The organism is Streptomyces flaveus, assembly GCF_014647675.1.
Lineage (GTDB): Bacteria > Actinomycetota > Actinomycetes > Streptomycetales > Streptomycetaceae > Streptomyces > Streptomyces flaveus.
Genome location: NZ_BMPQ01000004.1, coordinates 275,358 through 291,917, shown reverse-complemented (window position 1 = coordinate 291,917; position 16,560 = coordinate 275,358). Strand labels below are relative to the sequence as shown.

The 16,560-nt window shown below is 71.0% G+C and carries 18 protein-coding genes; 11 read left to right on the top strand and 7 right to left on the bottom strand.

The genetic code is table 11. The features are described from left to right. Nucleotides 1–8 precede the first annotated feature (8 nt). The 3 genes from IEZ21_RS10720 to IEZ21_RS10710 all read left to right on the top strand — a co-directional run bounded on the left by IEZ21_RS10720 (nucleotide 9) and on the right by IEZ21_RS10710 (nucleotide 1,964). Entirely contained in the window at nucleotides 9–1,055 is a 1,047-nt protein-coding gene (locus tag IEZ21_RS10720; RefSeq protein WP_189321639.1) for a LacI family DNA-binding transcriptional regulator, read from the top strand. Between the two features lie 103 nt (nucleotides 1,056–1,158). After that, on the top strand, nucleotides 1,159–1,605 hold the full coding sequence (locus IEZ21_RS10715) for an SRPBCC domain-containing protein (protein WP_033328993.1): 447 nt from the start codon (nucleotides 1,159–1,161) through the stop codon (nucleotides 1,603–1,605). Next, nucleotides 1,602–1,964: an ArsR/SmtB family transcription factor gene (locus IEZ21_RS10710; RefSeq protein ID WP_189321638.1), complete on the top strand. Its 363-nt coding sequence runs from the start codon at nucleotides 1,602–1,604 to the stop codon at nucleotides 1,962–1,964. Before IEZ21_RS10715 ends, IEZ21_RS10710 begins: the two co-directional genes overlap by 4 nt. Nucleotides 1,965–2,006: 42 nt before the next feature. On the opposite strand, the gene IEZ21_RS10705 is transcribed toward IEZ21_RS10710, so the two are convergent. Together IEZ21_RS10705 and IEZ21_RS10700 are read right to left on the bottom strand one after the other, a co-directional pair. After that, complete coding sequence (locus IEZ21_RS10705; RefSeq protein ID WP_189321834.1) at nucleotides 2,007–3,170, bottom strand: FAD-dependent oxidoreductase; 1,164 nt, start codon at nucleotides 3,168–3,170, stop codon at nucleotides 2,007–2,009. 234 nt (nucleotides 3,171–3,404) lie between these two features. Beyond that, nucleotides 3,405–3,989 (bottom strand): helix-turn-helix domain-containing protein, encoded by a 585-nt coding sequence (locus IEZ21_RS10700; RefSeq protein ID WP_189321637.1) that lies wholly within the window; start codon nucleotides 3,987–3,989, stop codon nucleotides 3,405–3,407. Between the two features lie 116 nt (nucleotides 3,990–4,105). Here IEZ21_RS10700 and IEZ21_RS10695 point away from each other — a divergent pair, with 116 nt between their 5' ends. Genes IEZ21_RS10695 through IEZ21_RS10685 form a run of 3 tightly spaced genes read left to right on the top strand, consistent with a single transcriptional unit; the run spans nucleotide 4,106 to nucleotide 6,386 of the window. Beyond that, a complete protein-coding gene (locus IEZ21_RS10695; protein WP_189321636.1) occupies nucleotides 4,106–4,942 on the top strand; it encodes an EamA family transporter in 837 nt (278 codons plus the stop codon). A gap of 38 nt (nucleotides 4,943–4,980) precedes the next feature. After that, nucleotides 4,981–5,628, top strand: coding sequence for an FMN-binding negative transcriptional regulator (locus IEZ21_RS10690; protein WP_189321635.1), 648 nt, complete (start codon nucleotides 4,981–4,983; stop codon nucleotides 5,626–5,628). 50 nt (nucleotides 5,629–5,678) lie between these two features. Next, the gene (locus IEZ21_RS10685) at nucleotides 5,679–6,386 is read left to right on the top strand and encodes a B3/B4 domain-containing protein (protein ID WP_189321634.1); all 708 of its coding nucleotides are present in this window, start codon (nucleotides 5,679–5,681) and stop codon (nucleotides 6,384–6,386) included. 105 nt (nucleotides 6,387–6,491) lie between these two features. Here IEZ21_RS10685 and IEZ21_RS10680 read toward each other — a convergent pair whose 3' ends face one another. Genes IEZ21_RS10680 through mhpA form a run of 4 tightly spaced genes read right to left on the bottom strand, consistent with a single transcriptional unit; the run spans nucleotide 6,492 to nucleotide 11,107 of the window. Continuing rightward, nucleotides 6,492–7,562 (bottom strand): maleylacetate reductase, encoded by a 1,071-nt coding sequence (locus IEZ21_RS10680; RefSeq protein WP_246567550.1) that lies wholly within the window; start codon nucleotides 7,560–7,562, stop codon nucleotides 6,492–6,494. After that, nucleotides 7,559–8,428 carry a dioxygenase family protein gene (locus IEZ21_RS10675; RefSeq protein ID WP_189321633.1) on the bottom strand — a complete coding sequence of 290 codons (870 nt, stop codon included), beginning with the start codon at nucleotides 8,426–8,428 and terminating at the stop codon, nucleotides 7,559–7,561. Before IEZ21_RS10675 ends, IEZ21_RS10680 begins: the two co-directional genes overlap by 4 nt. A 7-nt stretch (nucleotides 8,429–8,435) precedes the next feature. Beyond that, nucleotides 8,436–9,554, bottom strand: a complete 1,119-nt coding sequence (locus tag IEZ21_RS10670; protein ID WP_246567548.1) for an alpha/beta hydrolase family protein — start codon at nucleotides 9,552–9,554, stop codon at nucleotides 8,436–8,438. Further along, on the bottom strand, nucleotides 9,551–11,107 hold the full coding sequence (mhpA, locus tag IEZ21_RS10665) for a bifunctional 3-(3-hydroxy-phenyl)propionate/3-hydroxycinnamic acid hydroxylase MhpA (RefSeq protein WP_189321632.1): 1,557 nt from the start codon (nucleotides 11,105–11,107) through the stop codon (nucleotides 9,551–9,553). Before mhpA ends, IEZ21_RS10670 begins: the two co-directional genes overlap by 4 nt. 183 nt (nucleotides 11,108–11,290) lie before the next feature. On the opposite strand from mhpA, the gene IEZ21_RS10660 reads away from it, so the two are divergent. The 5 genes from IEZ21_RS10660 to IEZ21_RS10640 all read left to right on the top strand — a co-directional run bounded on the left by IEZ21_RS10660 (nucleotide 11,291) and on the right by IEZ21_RS10640 (nucleotide 15,953). Next, on the top strand, nucleotides 11,291–11,938 hold the full coding sequence (locus IEZ21_RS10660) for a TetR/AcrR family transcriptional regulator (RefSeq protein WP_189321631.1): 648 nt from the start codon (nucleotides 11,291–11,293) through the stop codon (nucleotides 11,936–11,938). A gap of 249 nt (nucleotides 11,939–12,187) precedes the next feature. After that, entirely contained in the window at nucleotides 12,188–13,381 is a 1,194-nt protein-coding gene (locus IEZ21_RS10655) for a cytochrome P450 (RefSeq protein ID WP_189321630.1), read from the top strand. Between the two features lies 1 nt (nucleotide 13,382). Next, nucleotides 13,383–13,577: a ferredoxin gene (locus tag IEZ21_RS10650; RefSeq protein WP_189321629.1), complete on the top strand. Its 195-nt coding sequence runs from the start codon at nucleotides 13,383–13,385 to the stop codon at nucleotides 13,575–13,577. Then, on the top strand, nucleotides 13,574–14,704 hold the full coding sequence (locus tag IEZ21_RS10645) for an NAD(P)/FAD-dependent oxidoreductase (RefSeq protein ID WP_189321628.1): 1,131 nt from the start codon (nucleotides 13,574–13,576) through the stop codon (nucleotides 14,702–14,704). The genes IEZ21_RS10650 and IEZ21_RS10645 overlap by 4 nt, the downstream gene beginning before the upstream one ends. Nucleotides 14,705–14,759: 55 nt before the next feature. Further along, nucleotides 14,760–15,953 carry a cytochrome P450 gene (locus IEZ21_RS10640; protein WP_189321627.1) on the top strand — a complete coding sequence of 398 codons (1,194 nt, stop codon included), beginning with the start codon at nucleotides 14,760–14,762 and terminating at the stop codon, nucleotides 15,951–15,953. Between the two features lie 259 nt (nucleotides 15,954–16,212). Here the strand turns inward: IEZ21_RS10640 and IEZ21_RS48405 are convergent, their stop codons facing one another. Continuing rightward, entirely contained in the window at nucleotides 16,213–16,347 is a 135-nt protein-coding gene (locus IEZ21_RS48405) for a hypothetical protein (protein ID WP_281399418.1), read from the bottom strand. Nucleotides 16,348–16,560 lie beyond the last annotated feature (213 nt).

Below are 16,560 nucleotides of genomic sequence, written 5' to 3'. Positions count from 1 at the left end.
GCCGGCGCATGGGCCACCCCTTCCCTGTTCGGGAGATCGCACGTCAGGCGGGCCTGAGCGAAGCCACGGTCGACCGGGTCCTCAACGGCCGGGGCGGCGTGCGGGAGAGCACCGCGCAGGAGGTGCACCGGGCGATTGCCGACCTGGACCGGCAGCGCACCCAGGTCCGGCTCGTCGGCCGTACCTTCATGATCGACATAGTGATGCAGGCACCGGAGCGCTTCACCACCGCCGTACGCGCTGCGCTGGAGGCCGAGCTGCCGTCCCTGCACCCGGCGGTGCTGCGCTCCCGCTTCCACTTCCGTGAGAGGGGCCCGGTCGGGGAGCTGGTCGGCATCCTGGACCGGATCGCCAGGCGCGGTTCGCAGGGCGTCATCCTCAAGGCCCCGGATGTACCCGAAGTCGCCGCCGCCGTCGACCGGTTGGTGGCCGTCGGCATTTCGGTCGTGACGCTGGTGACCGATCTGCCTGCCAGTGGGCGGCTCGCCTACGTCGGCATCGACAACCGGGCGGCGGGCGCCACCGCCGCGTATCTCCTGGGCCAGTGGCTGGGCGACCGGCCGGGGCACGTTCTGACCACCGTCAGCCGGGGTTTCTTCCGGGGCGAGGAGGAGCGCGAGATGGGTTTCCGCGCGGCGATACGCGCCCAGCACCCCGTACGACGCCTGGTCGAGGTCACCGACAGCGACGGCCTGGACGTCACCCAGTACGACCTGGTGCTGGCCGCACTCCGGGACGACCCCGGCATCAAGGCGGTCTACTCGATCGGGGGCGGCAACGTCGCCACGCTCGACGCGTTCGACGCCTTGAAGCGGTCGTGCGAGGTCTTCATCGCCCACGACCTGGACCACGACAACGCGTGGCTGCTGCGGGCGGGGCGGCTGTCCGCCGTACTCCACCACGACCTGCGCCAGGACATGCGCCGCGCCTGCCGGGTCATCATGCGAGGTCAGGGGGCCCTGCCTGCCGATACGGCTCCCGCGCTGCCGTCGCCGATCCAGGTCGTCACGCCGTACAACATGCCTCCGGAATTAGTGGTGAGCGGTAACGCTTAGCGCAACTCTGGGGTTGCACATGGAGGGAGCGATGTGCAACTCTGGGGTTGCACCAAGGACGGCAGTGGATGACAAGGACGAATGACGGCGAAGGAGTCATGTCATGAGCGAGGACCGGATCGAGCGCGAAACCCTGATCGCGGCACCCCTGGAGCGGGTCTGGACGCTGGTGGCCCAGCCCGGGTTCTGGGTGGCCGACAAGGCGAGCCTGCCCGGCACGGTGGCCAGGGAAGGAGAGTCGATGGTGGCGAAGAACGCCGAGCACGGGGACTTCCCGGTGCGAGTGGAGAAGGTTCAGCCTCCGACGTATCTGGCGTACCGCTGGACCAGCGCGTTCCCGGGCGAAGAGCTGCGCGAGGACAACAGCACCCTCGTCGAGTTCACGTTGACTCAGGAGGGCGAGCAGACACGGCTGCGCGTGGTGGAGAGCGGGTTCGCGGCGCTGGCCGGCTCCGAGGAGCTGCGCAGCCAGAACTTCAAGGACCACAGCGAGGGTTGGCCCCTGGAGCTCGACGCGCTCAAGACGCGCGCCGAACAGCCATCCGCATGACGGAGGAGTCTCGCGGCACCGTCGGGCCGGTCGACAGCGTCCTCGCTGCGCTGGCCGACCCGACGCGGCGTCAGCTCCTCGATCAGTTGGCGGCCCAGGGCGAGGCCACCGCGACGACGCTCGCCGCCCAACTCCCCGTCTCGCGCCAGGCGGTGGTCAAACACCTCGCCGTCCTGGATGCCGCCGGGCTGGTGTCCGGGAGCCGGGTCGGACGCGAGATGCGCTACGTGGTGCGGCCCGCGGCACTGGACGCGACGGCGCGGTGGATGGCGACGCTGGCGGCCGACTGGGACAGGCGGTTGGCGACCATCAAGCGCGTGGCCGAGGAAGCGGAGGCTGCGGAGCGGGATTCGAGCTAGGCGGTCCGCCGGGAGGGCGGTTCGACCCTGGCGGGGGCAGCCTCAGACATTGATTCCTATGGTGGAGTTCCACTCCAGCAGCCGGGCAAGTTCCTCGTCCGCCGGCCGGGACGCAGGCGCTTGACCGGTGCGGGACGGTGCGTGGACGCCGCGGGAGATGTTTCCGCTGACGGTGGTGTTGTGTTCCACGCGTGGGCGGCGGAGCGTCTCGTAGACGGACAGCGCGGTGTCGGTGTCGGGGGTGTCGCGCAGGGCTTTGGCGAGGATGACGGCGTCCTCCATCGCCATCGAGGCCCCTTGCCCGGTTGCCGGGGAGGCCGCGTGGGCGGCGTCGCCGATGACCAGCGTCCGTCCCGAGTACCAGGGCGCGCCGGGCGGCATCTCGGTGGCGTTGGTGACCAGGATGTCGCCGGTGGTGGCGGCGACGATGTCAGCGGCCGGGGTGGCGTCTTCGCGCAGCAGCGGCAGCAGCAGGTCGCGCCACTGGCCAGGTGTGCCGTGTGCGATCTCGTCGGCTGCCAGGGCTTCTCCGGCCACACGCGCGAACCAGTACGTCTCCCCGTCCGGCGACACCGCGTAGCCGAAGGCGGCAGCGCTGCCGCGCACCATGGTGATGCGCTCGTCGTCGGCCACCTCGGCCGGAGTGGCGCCGGCGGTGTAGCCGTAGAACACGCACTCGCCCGCGTAGCGCGGTTGTGAGGCAGGGGCGATCGTCCGGCGGACGGTGGAGTTCAGGCCGTCGGCGCCGATGAGCAGGTCGCCGGTCGTGGTGCTGCCGTCGGTGAAGTGTGCGGTGACGCGGTCGGGGCCGTCCTGAACGGACGCCAGCGAGGCGCCGTGCCGGATGCTGATGCCCCGGCGGGCGGCCTCGGCCTGCAGTGCGGCGTTGAGTTCGCCGCGACGCAGGCACCGGAACCGCAGGACGGGGTTGTCGGCCTCGCCGAGCGGCCTCTGTGCGACTTCGGTGCCCGCGCCGTCGAGGACGCGCATCGAGGTCAGCGGGAAACCGGCCGCGGTGACCGCGGCGGAGGCGTCGATCTGCGCGAGGGCTCGCATGCCGTTGCTCGCGAGCGTGAGGAAGGCGCCGATGTCCTCGGCCGAGTCGGGGTGGGCCTCGTACACGGAGACGTCGAAGCCGGCCTTGTGCAGGGCCAGGGCCGTCGTCGTGCCGGCGATCCCGCCGCCGATGACGAGTATGCGGGTCACCATGTATCCGGCTCCTCCATGTATGGCTTGGCTGAGGTGCGCATGTGTTGCGGGGAACGTGCGGGCGAGTGCGCGGGGTTCCCGGGCGCGTGGTGAGCCCGGCCCGGGACATCTCACCCAACTACGGCCCCCCGGGGGCCTGTTGGCTCCGAGGGCTGAGAGGTTTGCTCCATAGGACCACGACGCGGGCATCGGGCGCGGGGTGACCATCGATCAGCCATGGCGGGGGTCAGGTCAGGTTGTGGAAGCGGGACCGGGCGGCAGGTGGACCGTCATGATCAGGCTGCAGGTTTCGGTGCCGGAGCCGCGGTAGGTGTGAGGGCTGTCGCCGTCGAAGGTGGCGGTCTGTCCGGCTTCCAGGGCGTGTTCGGTGCCGTCGACGATCAGGGTCATCCGGCCGGTGGTGACGCTGACGGTTTCCACGACGCCGGCCTGGTGGGGGTGGCTGGGGTATTCCTCGTCCGGTTCCAGTCGCCAGCGCCAGACCTCGACGGGGGCCGGGCCTGAGGTCGTCAGCATGAGCCGGGCCTCACTCCCCCGTTCTCCGGTCCACAGCGGTGCCACGGCGTCCGCGGCCACGACGCGGACGCGGCCTTCGGGCGGTCCCTGCATCAGGTCGGACACCGAGATGCCGAGGGTGTCGGCCAGCCGGACCAGGGTGGCCAGGTTGGGGTTGCCCTGGGCTTTCTCCAGGGCCACCAGGGCTCCCTTGCTGACCTGGGAGCGTCGGCTGAGTTCCTCCAGGGACAGGCCCGCCCGGGTGCGGGCCGCCCGGACGTTGTGCGCGACCGTCCGCAGGGCTGCGGCTGTCTCGGCCATCTGATCTCCATCCTCGCCACTGACCACTTCAATGCACCGCGCGGTCGTTCGGTTGACACGGACCGGTCGTTGCGTTGTACGGTGCGGTCGTTCGAATGAATAGTAAGGGATGTGCTGTGATCGCTCTGCTGCTGGCCCTGGGCAGCTCACTCGCCTACGGATGCGCCGACTTCCTCGGCGGTCTCGGCGCCCGTAAGGCTCATGTGCTGCGTACGGTGATGATCGCGGCCCCGGCGTCTCTCGTGGTCGAGCTGCTGCTGTGGCCGGTGCTCGGCGCCTCGTTCAGCGTCGGCGCCTTCGGCTGGGGTGCCGCGTCCGGGGTCGCCTCCGCCGCCGCGTTCGTCCTGCTCTACCGCACGCTGGCGATCGGTCCGATGAACGTGCTGTCGCCCGTGACCGCGCTGGTGTCCGCGGCGCTACCCGTCGGGGTGGGCCTGTTGCAGGGCGAGCACCTGGCCGTCGCCGGAGTGGTGGGTCTGCCGCTCGCGCTGGTGGCGGTCGTACTGGTCAGCGCCGGACACGGCGCCGGGTCGGCGCGCCCCTCCCGTACGGCGCTGCTGCTGGCCTTCGGCGCGGGCGCCGCCATCGCCCTCCAGCTGGTCTTCCTGCACCAGACGCCGTCCGACAGCGGCGTGGCGCCGCTGATCGTGGGCCGGGCGGTCTCCTCGGCCATCACCCTGGCCGCGGCAGGGGTCATGTACCGCAGGCTGGGCTCGGAGCGGCCCGCGTACGCGATGTCCGCGGCCGCGGGTGTGCTGGACTCAGTGGCGAACCTGCTGTTCCTGCTCGCCGCCCGCAGCGGGGACCTCGCCGTCGTCGCCGTGATCGTCGCCCTCTATCCGGCCGGCACGGTCCTGCTCGCCCGCGGCGTACTCGCCGAGCGCATCCACCGCGGCCAGCTCGTCGGCCTGGGCACCGCCGCCGTCGCCGTCAGCCTCCTCGCCCTGACCTGAGCCCCATAGCCCCACCGCCAACATTCTTAGGAACCAGCATGCTCATCCAGCCCTGGGACGCCAGCCTCGACGAAGCCGAATGGCAAGCCTGGATCGCCGAAGGCCACGACTTCGGACAGCTCAGCGTCAACGGCCTGCCCGGCCACCCGCCCGTCGCCGTGCCCACCCACTTCACCAGCGACGGCGACCATCTCCTGGTCCACCTCGCCCGCCCCAACCCGGTCTGGAAGGCGATCGAGCGCGACCCGAACGTCCTCTTCACCGTCCTCGGTGACTACGCCTTCGTCCCCGGCCCCTGGCGCGCCCAAGCCAACACTCCGCCCACCGACGGCGTGCCCACCAGCTACTACACAGCCGTCCAGTTCACCTGCCGCGCCCATATCGTCGACGACCCCGAGGCCAAGGCCGAGCTGCTGCGCCGCCAACTCGCCCACTTCCAGCCCGACGGTGACCACGCCCCCGTCGCCGTCGGCCGGCCGCCCTACGGCCGGATGCTGCCCGGCATCCGCGGCCTGCGCCTCGAAGTCGCCGACGTACAGGCCAAGTTCAAGTACGACGACCACAAGCCCGTCGAACACCGCACCGCTGTCGCCGACCGTCTCACCGCACGCGACCAGGGCCTCGACGTGCCCACCGCACGCCAGCAGCGCCGCCGCCTGGACCGCATCGGCCCCTGGAAGCCCTGACCCCCGCCCCGATCGCCCACGCCCGGACACAGGAAACGGAAACCCCGCCCATGCCCGCCTTCCGCATCACCCCCGCCGTCGCGGACGCCTTCCCCGACACCCTCATCGCCCTGGTCACCGCCACCGGCCTGCGCGGCCACGAGCCCTGGCCCCACACCACCGCAGCCCTGGCGGACCTGGAGCAGCAACTCGCCGACGGCACCTGGCAGCCCGCCGACGAGACCGACCCCCGCATCGAGGCCTGGCACACCGCCTACCGCTCGTTCGGCACCAACCCCCGCCGTATCCGCCCCAGCGTCGACGCGCTCGGCCGCCGCCTCGCCAAGAAGGGAAGCCTGCCGCGCATCAACCCGGCCGTCGACTCCTACAACGCCGTCTCCGTACGGCACGGTCTGCCCGCCGGCGCCTTCGACCTGGCCCACGTCACCGGCGACGTCGACATCCGATACGCGGACGGCACCGAGTCCTTCACCCCGCTCGGCGAACCCGACACCGTCGAGCACCCCAAGCCCGGCGAGATCATCTACGCGGACACCACCGGCGTCCTGACCCGCCACTGGAACCACCGCGACGCCCACCGCACCCGCGTCACCGAGGATTCCACCCACGTCGCTTTCGCCCTCGAAACCCTCCACGCCACCCGCGACGGGGACGTCCTCAAGGTTGCCGCGGAGGAACTGCAGGGCCTGCTCGCCCCGCACGCCGAACAGACCACCGTGCACTTCCTCAGCCCGGCACAACCCCGGGCCAGCGCCTGAGACCGCCACCCGTCCGGGCCCGCCCCGGTGTAGGGACTGAGGGAGGTCCCTCAGCCCTGACGGAGCGCGGAACCCTCGTCCCTCGTACATGAGCCCAGGTGTCGGTCAGGGGGCGAGGGTCCCGTGCAGCGCGTCCGTCACGAGGGAGCGGACGGCGTCGGCGGTGACCGGGCGGGGGTTGGCGTAAGGCTGGGCAACCGCCTGAGTGGCGATCTCCGTCACGTCGTGCTCGGTCAGCCCGAGTTCGGCCAGGGAGCGCGGGGCGCCGAGCTCGACTGATGTCCTTGCGAGGTGCTTGGGTACGTCGTCGGTGGTAAGGGCGCGGCTCAGGGCCCGCTCCGTTGTAGGGGCCGCGGGGAGGTTGAAGGCGGCGACGTACGGGAGCAGGACCGTGTGGGTGGGTGCGTGTGGTAGGTCGAAGGTGCCGCCGAGGATGTGGCAGAGCCTGTGGTGCAGTGACATGGTCGTGGCGCCCAGGCAGGCGCCGCACAGCCAGGCCCCGCGCAGTGCGTCCGACCGGGCCTCGAGGCCCAGGGGAGCCTTGGCGATGGTGGGCAGGGCGGTGGCCAGGGAGCGGACGCCTTCTTCGGCCATCAGGGAGATGATCGGTGAGGCGTCGGGCGCGTACAGGGCTTCGACCGCGTGGGCGATGGCGTTGAAGCCGCTGGTCACCGACATGTCCACCGGGAGGCGGAGGGTGAGTTCGGGGTCGTAGACGACACTGCGGGGCAGCACGGAACGGTCGCGCCCGGTTCGTTTGCGGCCGTTGTCGGTGAGGCCCCAGATGGGCGTCATCTCGGAGCCGGCGTAGGTGGTGGGAACGCTGATCACGGGAAGCCCGGTTTCCAGGGCGATCACCTTGCCCAGGCCGATCGTGGAGCCCCCGCCGATGGCCAGACAGCCATCCGCGCCGGCCTCCCGCGCGGCCTTGCGGGCCGCCGCCGCGACATCGGCGGGTACGTGCATCCGGGCTTCGGTGAACCGGCCGACGCTCGCGTCTTCGAGCAGCGTTGCCGCGTGCTCGGCGAGGGCCTCTTGCTCCGGCGTGGACAGCACCAGCAGCCGGCGCAGACCCAACCGCTCGGCCTCCTGCGGCAGTTGGGCGAGAGTCCCGGCTCCGAAGATGACCCGCATGGGCAGGGCTTCGTAGGTGAAACTCGGCTGTCGGGCGGTCACGGCGTGGCCTCCGGCGCGGTTGTCAGAACGATGTCGAATGTGGCGTGGGCGAAGGGGGCGGTCACGCCGAAGCGGTCGGCCTCCTGTGCGTCGTGCAACTCGCTGAAGTCGGTGATGAGGCCCCGTTTGACGGCGAAGACCGCGTCGGAGTCGATATACGGACTGTCGGCGACGAACACGTGGGTGGTGACCGGCCGACGGCCGACGGCGCTCGCGATGAAGTGGACGTGGGCGGGCCGGTACGGATGGCGGCCGGTCGCTTCGAGGAGGCGGCCGACGGGGCCGTCGGTGGGGATCGGGTAGTGGGAGGGGACGACGGTGCGGAACCAGTAGCGGCCCTCGTCGTCCGTACGGAACAGGCCCCGCCCGTTACCCGGGGGCTGCACGTCGGGTTGCTGAACGTCGTAGAAACCGTCCTCGGTGCACTGCCACACGTCGAGTTCCGCGTTCGCCAGTGGTGTGCCGTCGGCGCCTGTCACCCGGCCGGAGATAACGCAGGGGCGGCCGGTGCCCAACAGGTCGATGGAGTCGCCGAGTTCACGGCGCGGCGACTCGGTCATGTGGAAGGGGCCGAGAACGGTGCTCTCGGTTCCCTGCTCGGTCCCGTTCAGGGTTTCGACGAGCATGGAGACGCCCAGGACGTCGGAGAGCAGGATGAACTCCTGCCGGGTGTCGTCGCATGTATGGCCGACGGCGGTGAGGAAATCGATCGCGGTCTCCCACTCCTCCATCGTGGGCTCGATGTCGCGGACGAAAGCGTGCAGATGACGGGTCAGGCTCTCCATCACTTCCCGCAGCCGGGGGTCCTTGGTGTTCCGGAAGCTTTCCACGACTGCCGCGGTCGCGGTCTCGACGGTGAAGTCCATGGGGGGCCTAGCGGTTCGTACTGCCGGGGGTGCGGACGAGATGGTCGGTGAACCAGTCGGCGGTGAACGCGTCGCGTTCGGCGGCGTGGTTGTAGAGGGTGTGCTCGCCGTCGGGCCAGATGCGGAGGGTCGCCGCGGTGGGGTCGGCGGCTTGCAGGAAGGGTTGCTGGTCCTCGTAGCGGGCGAGGGGGTCCTCGCCGCCGTGCAGCAGGAGCAGTGGGCAGCCGATGCGGTGCTTGTCCGGGTCGAAGCGCAGGCCGTCCATGACCTCGGCGACACGCTCCAGGTTGTCCGTGCCGACCACGGCGGCCATCTGCTCGCGGGCGGTGCGGAATTCGGGGACTGCCGGAGTGGCAGGGGCGCCGCTCACCACGACAGCGGCCACGCGCGGGTCGGCAGCGGCCAGATGGGCCGCGAACAGGCCGCCGAAGCTCATGCCCTGGATTGCGATGGGGCCGCCGAGACGCTGATCGGCCTCGACCAGGTCGACGAAGCGGGCGAAGCCCTCGGTCACGCGTTCATCGACGTACAGCCCGTGGGCCAGCCGGGATTCGCCCTGGCCGGGACCCTCCGCCAGCAGGCAGGCCAGGCCACGCGCCGTGTATGCCTCGGCGATCGGCAGGTAGGCCGCTCCCCAGCCGCTGAGCCCACCCCACACGATGACGGTGGCGTGGACCTTGCCGGAGGCGGGTCGGCACAGCCAGCCGCCGAGGGCGCCGGCGCGGTGAGGGACCGTGACCCGTTCCATGAGTGGCGTGTGCGGGGACGGCAGGGCGGCGGCGGACATGGTCGCCGCGGTGTGGCGCTCGTACAGTTCCCGCTTCTCCGCGGTGTCGGACTGGTACGCCATCTGCGCGAACATGAACGCGGCGGAGGCGAACCGGTACGCCTGGCGCGCCGTGGTCCGATGGCCGGCCGCCTCGGCGCGACCGGCGCGCTCCAGCTGGGTCTCCGCGAGGGTCATGGCGGAGTCCTGCCACTGCATCCCCGCGGTGGTGTCGGCGAGCAGCCGGCGGGCATCGGCATGGTCCATGCCGCAGTCGACCAGCCGAGTGAAGGGCATGGCCCGGTGCTGGGCCGCGGCCAGCGGTGACAGCACCGGTGTCTGAGGGTTCTCGTTCGTCATGCCGCTGCCTCGACGGCCGCCGTCAGCGCGGAGGCGAGGTCGTCGACCAGCGCGCCGAGGTCCGTGCTGTCGGCTGCCGTGCCGAAGAGGACGAAGTCGGGGCGCGCCAGGTAGGCCGCTGCGCCGAGTTCCCGGAGGTACGCGCGGTGCCGGCCGTCGAGGTCCTCGACGGTGTCCAGGGCGATCACGGCGCAGCCCAGGCGCTGAAGCAGGGCAAGCCGCTCCGGGCCGAGGGCGGCGGTGGGGTCCTCGGCTGCGACCAGGACGAAGCCGAACCCGGTCAGGTCGTCGAGCCGTCCGGTGCGCCCGTCGGCCAGACGGATCCGCCCCTGCGGTGTGAGGGTGCCGACCGGCGCGCTCGTGCCCGCCCGCAGCACTCCGTTACTCAGCGGCGGGAACGGCGGCGGCGGGGGCACCTTGCCCGCGAAGAAGGCCGCGTCCCGGGCCGCCGCGGCCTCGACGTCGTGGGTGTTGGCGACCTTGCCGAGGGCGATCGCCGCGTGGGTGAGGGCGGTGACGTGCGGGCGGCGCTCGCTTTCGTAGGTGTCCAGCAGCGTGTCCGGGGCCTGACCGCCGAGGACGACGTGCAGCTTCCAGGCGAGGTTGGCGGCGTCGCGCAGGCCGCTGCACGCACCCTGGCCGAGGTACGGCGGCATGGTGTGGGCGGCGTCGCCGGCCAGGAATACCCTGCCGGTCCGCCAGCGGCTCGCGATGCGGGCCTCGAACGCGTACACCAGCTGGCGGGTGATGCGCAGGTCGTCGGGGCCGAGGTCGTGGTACTGGCGCAGCAGCCGCCAGGCAGCCTCCGGGGTGGTCATGTCCTGGCTGTTCTCCCCCGGGAACAGGGCGAACTCGAAGCGCTGTCGGGTGTGGCCGATGTTGATGGTCATGTGGCCGCGCGCCGGGTCGCAGTACTGCGTGCCGTAGGCGAACTCCGGCGGCTGCGGGCGCAGCCACTCGGTGTCGACGTTGACCCACCGCTCATTGAAGCCCAAGTCCTGGCGCTCGACTTCGAGCAGCTCGCGTACACCGCTGCGGCTGCCGTCGGCGGCGATCACATAGCGGGCCCGGACCTCGTCGTGCGGGCCGTCCGCCGTCGTCGCCTCGGCGTTCCAGCCGCGCAGCCGCAGGGCGACGCCCTCATCGTCCTGCTCGAGGCCGGTGACGGCCCACCCCTGGCGTACGTCGACGGTGCCGTAGCCGCGCAGTCGTTTGTCGATCGCGCTCTCCACGTCCGGCTGGTACATGGAGAGGTGGTCCGGATACCCCATCAAGCCGTCAGGGTTGGCGGGGATGTTCACGAGTGTGTCGCCCTTGCCGTTGACCCACAGGTACTGGCACAGCGACGAGTCGCGCAGCGCCTCGTCGACATCGGCCGCCGCCTGGACGGTCCGGGCGGCCTCGTCGTCGATGTGGGTGAGCCGGGGCAGCCCGTACAGACCGGGCCACCGCTCGCACACCACCACGCGGTGGCCGAGCCGGCCCAGCAGAGATGCGGCGGTCAGGCCGGTCGGTCCGTAGCCGACGACGGCGATGTCATAGATAGGGGCCATAAAGCACCTCCGGGGGCATCCCGCGCCGTTGCGAGGGTGAGGTGGAACGGAAGAAGAGGTCGGAAACGGGCGCCAGAAAGGCCACCCAAGATCCGTATGTGAGCGTGAATTCACATTAGATGCGAGTTGAGGTTCACACGCCGCCAACATGGCCGTCAAGAGGCCGATCAATAAAATGCGTGCGTGACCGAGTCCCCGACCCACAGGCCCCCGGCCCTTCAAGAACGCAGCCGCCGTTCACAGCAGGACATCCTCCGCGCCGGGTACGCCCTGCTCGAAGAGGGCGGATCCGACGCGCTGACCGTGGCCGCCGTGGCCGAACGGGCCGGCATGGCAGTGGGCAGCGTCTACCGCCGGTTCGGCGACAAGGAAGGACTACTGCTGGCCATCCAGCACGCCTTCACCGAGAACCTGGAAGCCGAGATCACACAGCGCTTGTCGATGAAGCGGCTGCGCATCCTGCGCGACCCGGCCGTGGCCATCGCCGAGGCGGTCGGCGCGTTCATCGACGCGCTCCAGGCCCACGAGGCCCTGTTGCGCGTCTTCTTCCTGCTGGGCACCCGGCATGAGGCGGTGCGCACGGAAGGCTCACGGGCCAGCACCAATGGCAACCGCCGCTTCGCCGAGGCACTGGCCCACGTCCCTGTCGCGCACGCGGACCGCGCGGCCGCACTGGACTTCGCCTACCGCCTGATGTACGCGACCATCGCCCATCGGATCACCCAGGGCGAGCTGATGGAGTCCTACCGTCCGCTGCCCTGGCATGAACTGCGCAGCCACCTCCAGACGGCCACCATCTCCTACCTCCTGAGCGCGCCACAGAGCTCCTGACCTGCACTCTCCCGGCACACGCAGGCGTCCGGCGCCGTCCGCCCGCATCCGGGGCGGCCTTTCGACTGTCCACGGAAAAGGCATCACGGGGCTTGACGCGACGCTTCCCGTCTGTGAACTTGTGCTCAGCGCCGATGTGAGGGTTAACTCACATTATTGGCTTCGCTGCCCACATTGTCATGCCGCGACCGGGGCCTTCCCCTGCCCCAGAGCCCGTCGCGGCACGAGCGACTCAAGGGAGAGTTGCTGATGCAAGCGACCTTGCCTGTCCCCACGTCCGGCATCGATCTGTTCGCCGACGACGTGCTCCACGATCCGTATCCCGCCCTGCGCGAACTGCGCGACGCCGGCCCCGCCGTACGGCTGACCGGATACGACGCCTGGATCCTGCCGCGCTACGAACACGTGCGGGCCGCCCTGGCCGATCACGAACGGTTTTCCTCCGCGCACGGCGTGGGCTACGAGGACCAGTTCAATGCCCTGATGAAAGGCACCGTGCTGGCCTGCGACCCACCGGATCACACCCGGCTGCGGGCGGTGCTCTCCGAGAAACTCGCACCCAAGGCCCTGGCGAAGATGCGCACCCGCATCCTGGAGCTCGGGGACGAGCTGGTCGCCACCGCCGTGGCCAAGGGCGGCTTCGACGCCGTCACGGACCTGGCCGCGGTGTTCCCCGTGACGGTGGTGGCCGACCTGATCGGACTGACCGAGGAGGCACGCGAACCACTGCTGTCCTTCGCGGACGCCGCGTTCAACACCTTCGGACCGTTCAACGCCCGCACGCAGGCCTCCCTCCCCTTCGTCAGCCAGATGTTCGAGTACCTCAACACCGTGATGGTGCCGGCCAACCTCCACCCGGACGGCTGGGCCGCCGCCATCCACCAGGCCGCGGACCGGGGAGACATCGAGGCGGCGTCCGTGATCCCGCTGCTGTCCGCGTACGTGATCGCGAGCATGGACACCACGATCAACGGCATCGGCAACACGGTCCTGCTCTTCGCTCAGCATCCCAAGGCGTACCAGGAGGTGCGCTCCGATCCGTCCCTGGTCGGCCCGGCCTTCGAGGAGTCCCTGCGGCTGGAGTCCCCCGCCCAGGGCTTCTTCCGGCGCACCACCCAGCCGGTGGACATCGAGGGCGTCACCATTCCGGCCGACAGCAAGGTCCTGCTGTCCTACGCCTCCGCCAACCGCGACGAACGCAAGTGGGAGCGGCCCGAGGAGTTCCTCGTCAGGCGCAACCCGGTCGACCACGTCGCCCTCGGCTACGGCGTCCACGGCTGCGCCGGCCAGGGCCTGGCCCGCATCGAGGCGAACGCGGTCCTCGGCGCGCTGGTACGGCGTGTGTCGTCGATCGACCTCGCCGGCGAGCCGGTCCGCAAGCTCAACAACGTGATCAGGGGCCTGGCCTCGCTCCCCGTCACGGTACGCACGGAAGAGCGGTGACATGACCCGGATCCTGGTCGACTTCGACCGTTGCGAGGGCCACGGCCTGTGTGAGCAGACCGCGCCCGAGGTGTTCCGCCTCGACGACGAGGGTGAACTGCACCTGATCCGGGACGAGGTCGGTCCGGAGCACGAGAGTTCCGTCGCGGCCGCCGCGCGGGTGTGCCCTGTTGCGGCGCTGAAGGTCCAGCCGTGAGACGGATCGTCGTGGTCGGAGGCTCCATCGCCGCGCTGACGGCGGCGCAGAGCCTACGCGCCGAGGGATTCGACGGCCAGGTCACCGTCCTTTCCGACGAGGCGCACCGGCCCTACTCACGTGTTCCGCTGTCCAAGGGCATCCTCGCCGGCCGTGAGCCCGTGGAATCGGCCCTGCTCCCGGAACCGGGCGACGACATCGAGTTCCGTACCGGGGCACGGGCCACGCGACTCGACCCCCGTGCCCGGGTGGTGACGCTGGCCGACGACACGCAGGTCCCCTACCAAGGACTCGTCGTCGCCACCGGTGCGCGGGCCCGCCGGCTCGACGGCGGCTCCGACCTGGTCGTCCGCACCCTGGACGACGCCCGAGTCGTCGCCTCCCGGCTGGCCACCGCACGGAGCGCGATCGTGCTGGGTGGCGGCTTCCTCGGCATGGAGATCGCCACGACCTGCCGCGCCCTGGGCCTGGAGGTCACGGTGGTCGACCTCGCGCCGCCCCTGCTCAGGCTGCTCGGGCCGTGGCTGTCCGACCTCGCCGTCGCGGCCGCCCGCGATCACGGCATCGGGGTCCGGGTCGCGCCGGACGGCGTCACCCTCCTTGATGAGTACACCGTGCGCTGCGGGGAGTCGGTCCTAGAAGCCGACGTGATCGTCTGCGCGGTGGGAGACGTGCCGAACACCTCCTGGCTCGAGGGCTCGGGCCTGCCCCTGGCGGCCGACGGCGGCCTCGTGGCGGACGAGCGATGCCTCGTCGCTCCCGATATCGCCGCCGCCGGCGACGTCGTCTCCCGCCACGGCCGCCGGACACCGCACTGGACCAACGCGGTCGAGCAGGGCCGGGCGGCCGCGGCCGCCCTGTTGCACGGAGAAGCGGCCCGGCCCTACTGCCCCGACCCCTACTTCTGGACCGAACAGTCCGGTCTGGACCTCAAGATCAGCGGCGAGCTGCCGCTGACCGGGGCGCCCGAGGTCCTGGCCGGCTCGGTGGACGACCGCAGCGCACTGCTGAGGTGGACCCACGACGACGGCACGGCCACCGCCGTCGCCGTCAACCACCGGCTGCCCATCGTCAAACTCAAGCGCCTCGGCGCCGGACCGCCCGTCGCGACCCCGTCCGGTGCATGAGCCCCGCACCCCACCCGCCCAACGCGACATCACCACCCGAGGGAAGGAGCCGACGATGCCCACCACCCCGACCACCGGCAACAGCCCGTACGACCCCCTGGACCTGACCGCACACGACCCCATCGCGCAACTCGCCGAGGCGCGCAGGCGCTGTCCGGTGTCCCAGCCACGGCCCGGCGTGTTCGTCGTCGCACGGCACACCGACGTGACGGACGCCCTGCGGCGCCCGGACACCCTCTCCTCGGAGGACAACTTCGTCCTCGAGGCCGGCACCCGTACGGCGGCTCTGCCCGCCACGCCCATCACGATGCTGGATCCCCCCGACCACACCGCGCTGCGCGCCCGCCTCCGGCGCTGGTTCGCGCCTGCCAAGCTGCGCCGGGAGGAGCCGCGCGTCCACGGCATCGTGTCCGACGCCCTCGATCAGTTGCGCCCCGGGCAGCCGGTCGAAGTGTGGTCGACGCTCGGCCGCGCCATCCCCGCGCGTACCGTGTACGCCTTCCTGGGCCTTCCCCAGCAGGACTGGGACCGCGTCCAGGAATGGGCCGACGTCGTCAACGACCACTTCCCCCAGGTCTCGTTGGAGATGCCGGAGATGGCGGCCCTGGTCGGCTACCTCGGGGAACTGGTCGCCACCCGGGCTGCGGCCGCTTCCACGGGGACGGGCGTCCTCGACGGGCTGGTGCATCCGCAGCCCGACGAGACCCCCCTCGAACCGGTCGAGATCATCATGCACTGCATCCAGTTGATCCTCGCGTCCACCGACACCACCGGAAGCCTCATCACCAACCTGCTCTACCAGTTGCTCATCGACCGGGATCGCTGGCAGGGGATCGTCGACGACCGCACCCTCATCCCGCGTGCGATCGAGGAGTCGCTGCGCCACGACGCACCCCTGCAGTACGTGCTGCGCACCGCCACGGCGGAAAGCGAGTTCGCCGGCTGCCCGGTGCCGGCCGGAAGCCGGGTCGTGCTCAGCCTCCAGTCGGCGAACCTGGACGAGGACGCCTGGGGCGCCGACGCGGCCGCGTTCTCGGTCGACCGCGAGCCGGGGCAGGCGACACTGGCGACATTCGGGTACGGCATCCACACCTGCTTGGGCGCACCGCTGGCCCGCCTGGAAACGCGTCTGCTGGTCGAGGGGCTGGCGGAACGCTTCCCGGGAATGCGTCTGGCCCCCGACTACTCCTGGCAGCCGGCACCACGTGCCATGGTCCGCCGCCCGGCCCGACTCGACGTCGTGCTCTGAGGCGATCGGTCAAGCCCGCCTCATCCCTGCAGCAGCAGAGCCGAGCACCCCTGCGCAGTGCCGCCCGGCCGCTCTCGCGACTTCGGCCAGATCCGTCGGTGGGACGGAAAGAGACCCGGCCGCGGTCTCCCGAGGGGGGGTCGGGAAGTCCGCGGCCGGGTCGTTCACCGCGCCGACCACGTCCCCACGGGGCCGGTGCGGTCCGGGGACGCACACCGCTCGCCGCGCGTCCCCGGGGTCAGGGTGGTGTCCAAAGGGTCTACGGGCTGACCGCCAGTGGCGCGGTGCCCACGGTCCTGGTGCCGTCGCCGAACTCGACCAGGCCGAGGTAGGCCTGACCGGCCTCGAGGTTCCGCCAGGAGACGGTGGCCTCGACGGGATCACCCGCGTTCACCCGCTGCTCGGCCGGGGTGATGGTGGCCGGCCGGTCCGGCTCGGTGCGAGATCGGGGGCGTCTTGTTGCTGATGGGGAGGTTCGTCACGGCGCGCTGCCCTGCTGGTTCCGGCAACTCACAAGTGGCGTCGGCGAGTTGACCCGCCGGGCGACGGCACACGTGATCACACGTGCAGCGCGTACGTCCGCGAGGGCCGACGTGCCGCTGTACCA

Coding starts and splice junctions, on each gene's coding strand:
- IEZ21_RS10675 (WP_189321633.1), bottom strand. CDS start 8,428: ATGGACTTCACCGTCGAGACCGCGACCGCGGCAGTCGTGGAAAGCTTC.
- IEZ21_RS10670 (WP_246567548.1), bottom strand. CDS start 9,554: ATGACGAACGAGAACCCTCAGACACCGGTGCTGTCACCGCTGGCCGCG.
- IEZ21_RS10720 (WP_189321639.1), top strand. CDS start 9: ATGGGCCACCCCTTCCCTGTTCGGGAGATCGCACGTCAGGCGGGCCTG.
- IEZ21_RS10700 (WP_189321637.1), bottom strand. CDS start 3,989: ATGGCCGAGACAGCCGCAGCCCTGCGGACGGTCGCGCACAACGTCCGG.
- IEZ21_RS10685 (WP_189321634.1), top strand. CDS start 5,679: ATGCCCGCCTTCCGCATCACCCCCGCCGTCGCGGACGCCTTCCCCGAC.
- mhpA (WP_189321632.1), bottom strand. CDS start 11,107: ATGGCCCCTATCTATGACATCGCCGTCGTCGGCTACGGACCGACCGGC.
- IEZ21_RS10715 (WP_033328993.1), top strand. CDS start 1,159: ATGAGCGAGGACCGGATCGAGCGCGAAACCCTGATCGCGGCACCCCTG.
- IEZ21_RS10655 (WP_189321630.1), top strand. CDS start 12,188: ATGCAAGCGACCTTGCCTGTCCCCACGTCCGGCATCGATCTGTTCGCC.
- IEZ21_RS10710 (WP_189321638.1), top strand. CDS start 1,602: ATGACGGAGGAGTCTCGCGGCACCGTCGGGCCGGTCGACAGCGTCCTC.
- IEZ21_RS10650 (WP_189321629.1), top strand. CDS start 13,383: ATGACCCGGATCCTGGTCGACTTCGACCGTTGCGAGGGCCACGGCCTG.
- IEZ21_RS10690 (WP_189321635.1), top strand. CDS start 4,981: ATGCTCATCCAGCCCTGGGACGCCAGCCTCGACGAAGCCGAATGGCAA.
- IEZ21_RS10640 (WP_189321627.1), top strand. CDS start 14,760: ATGCCCACCACCCCGACCACCGGCAACAGCCCGTACGACCCCCTGGAC.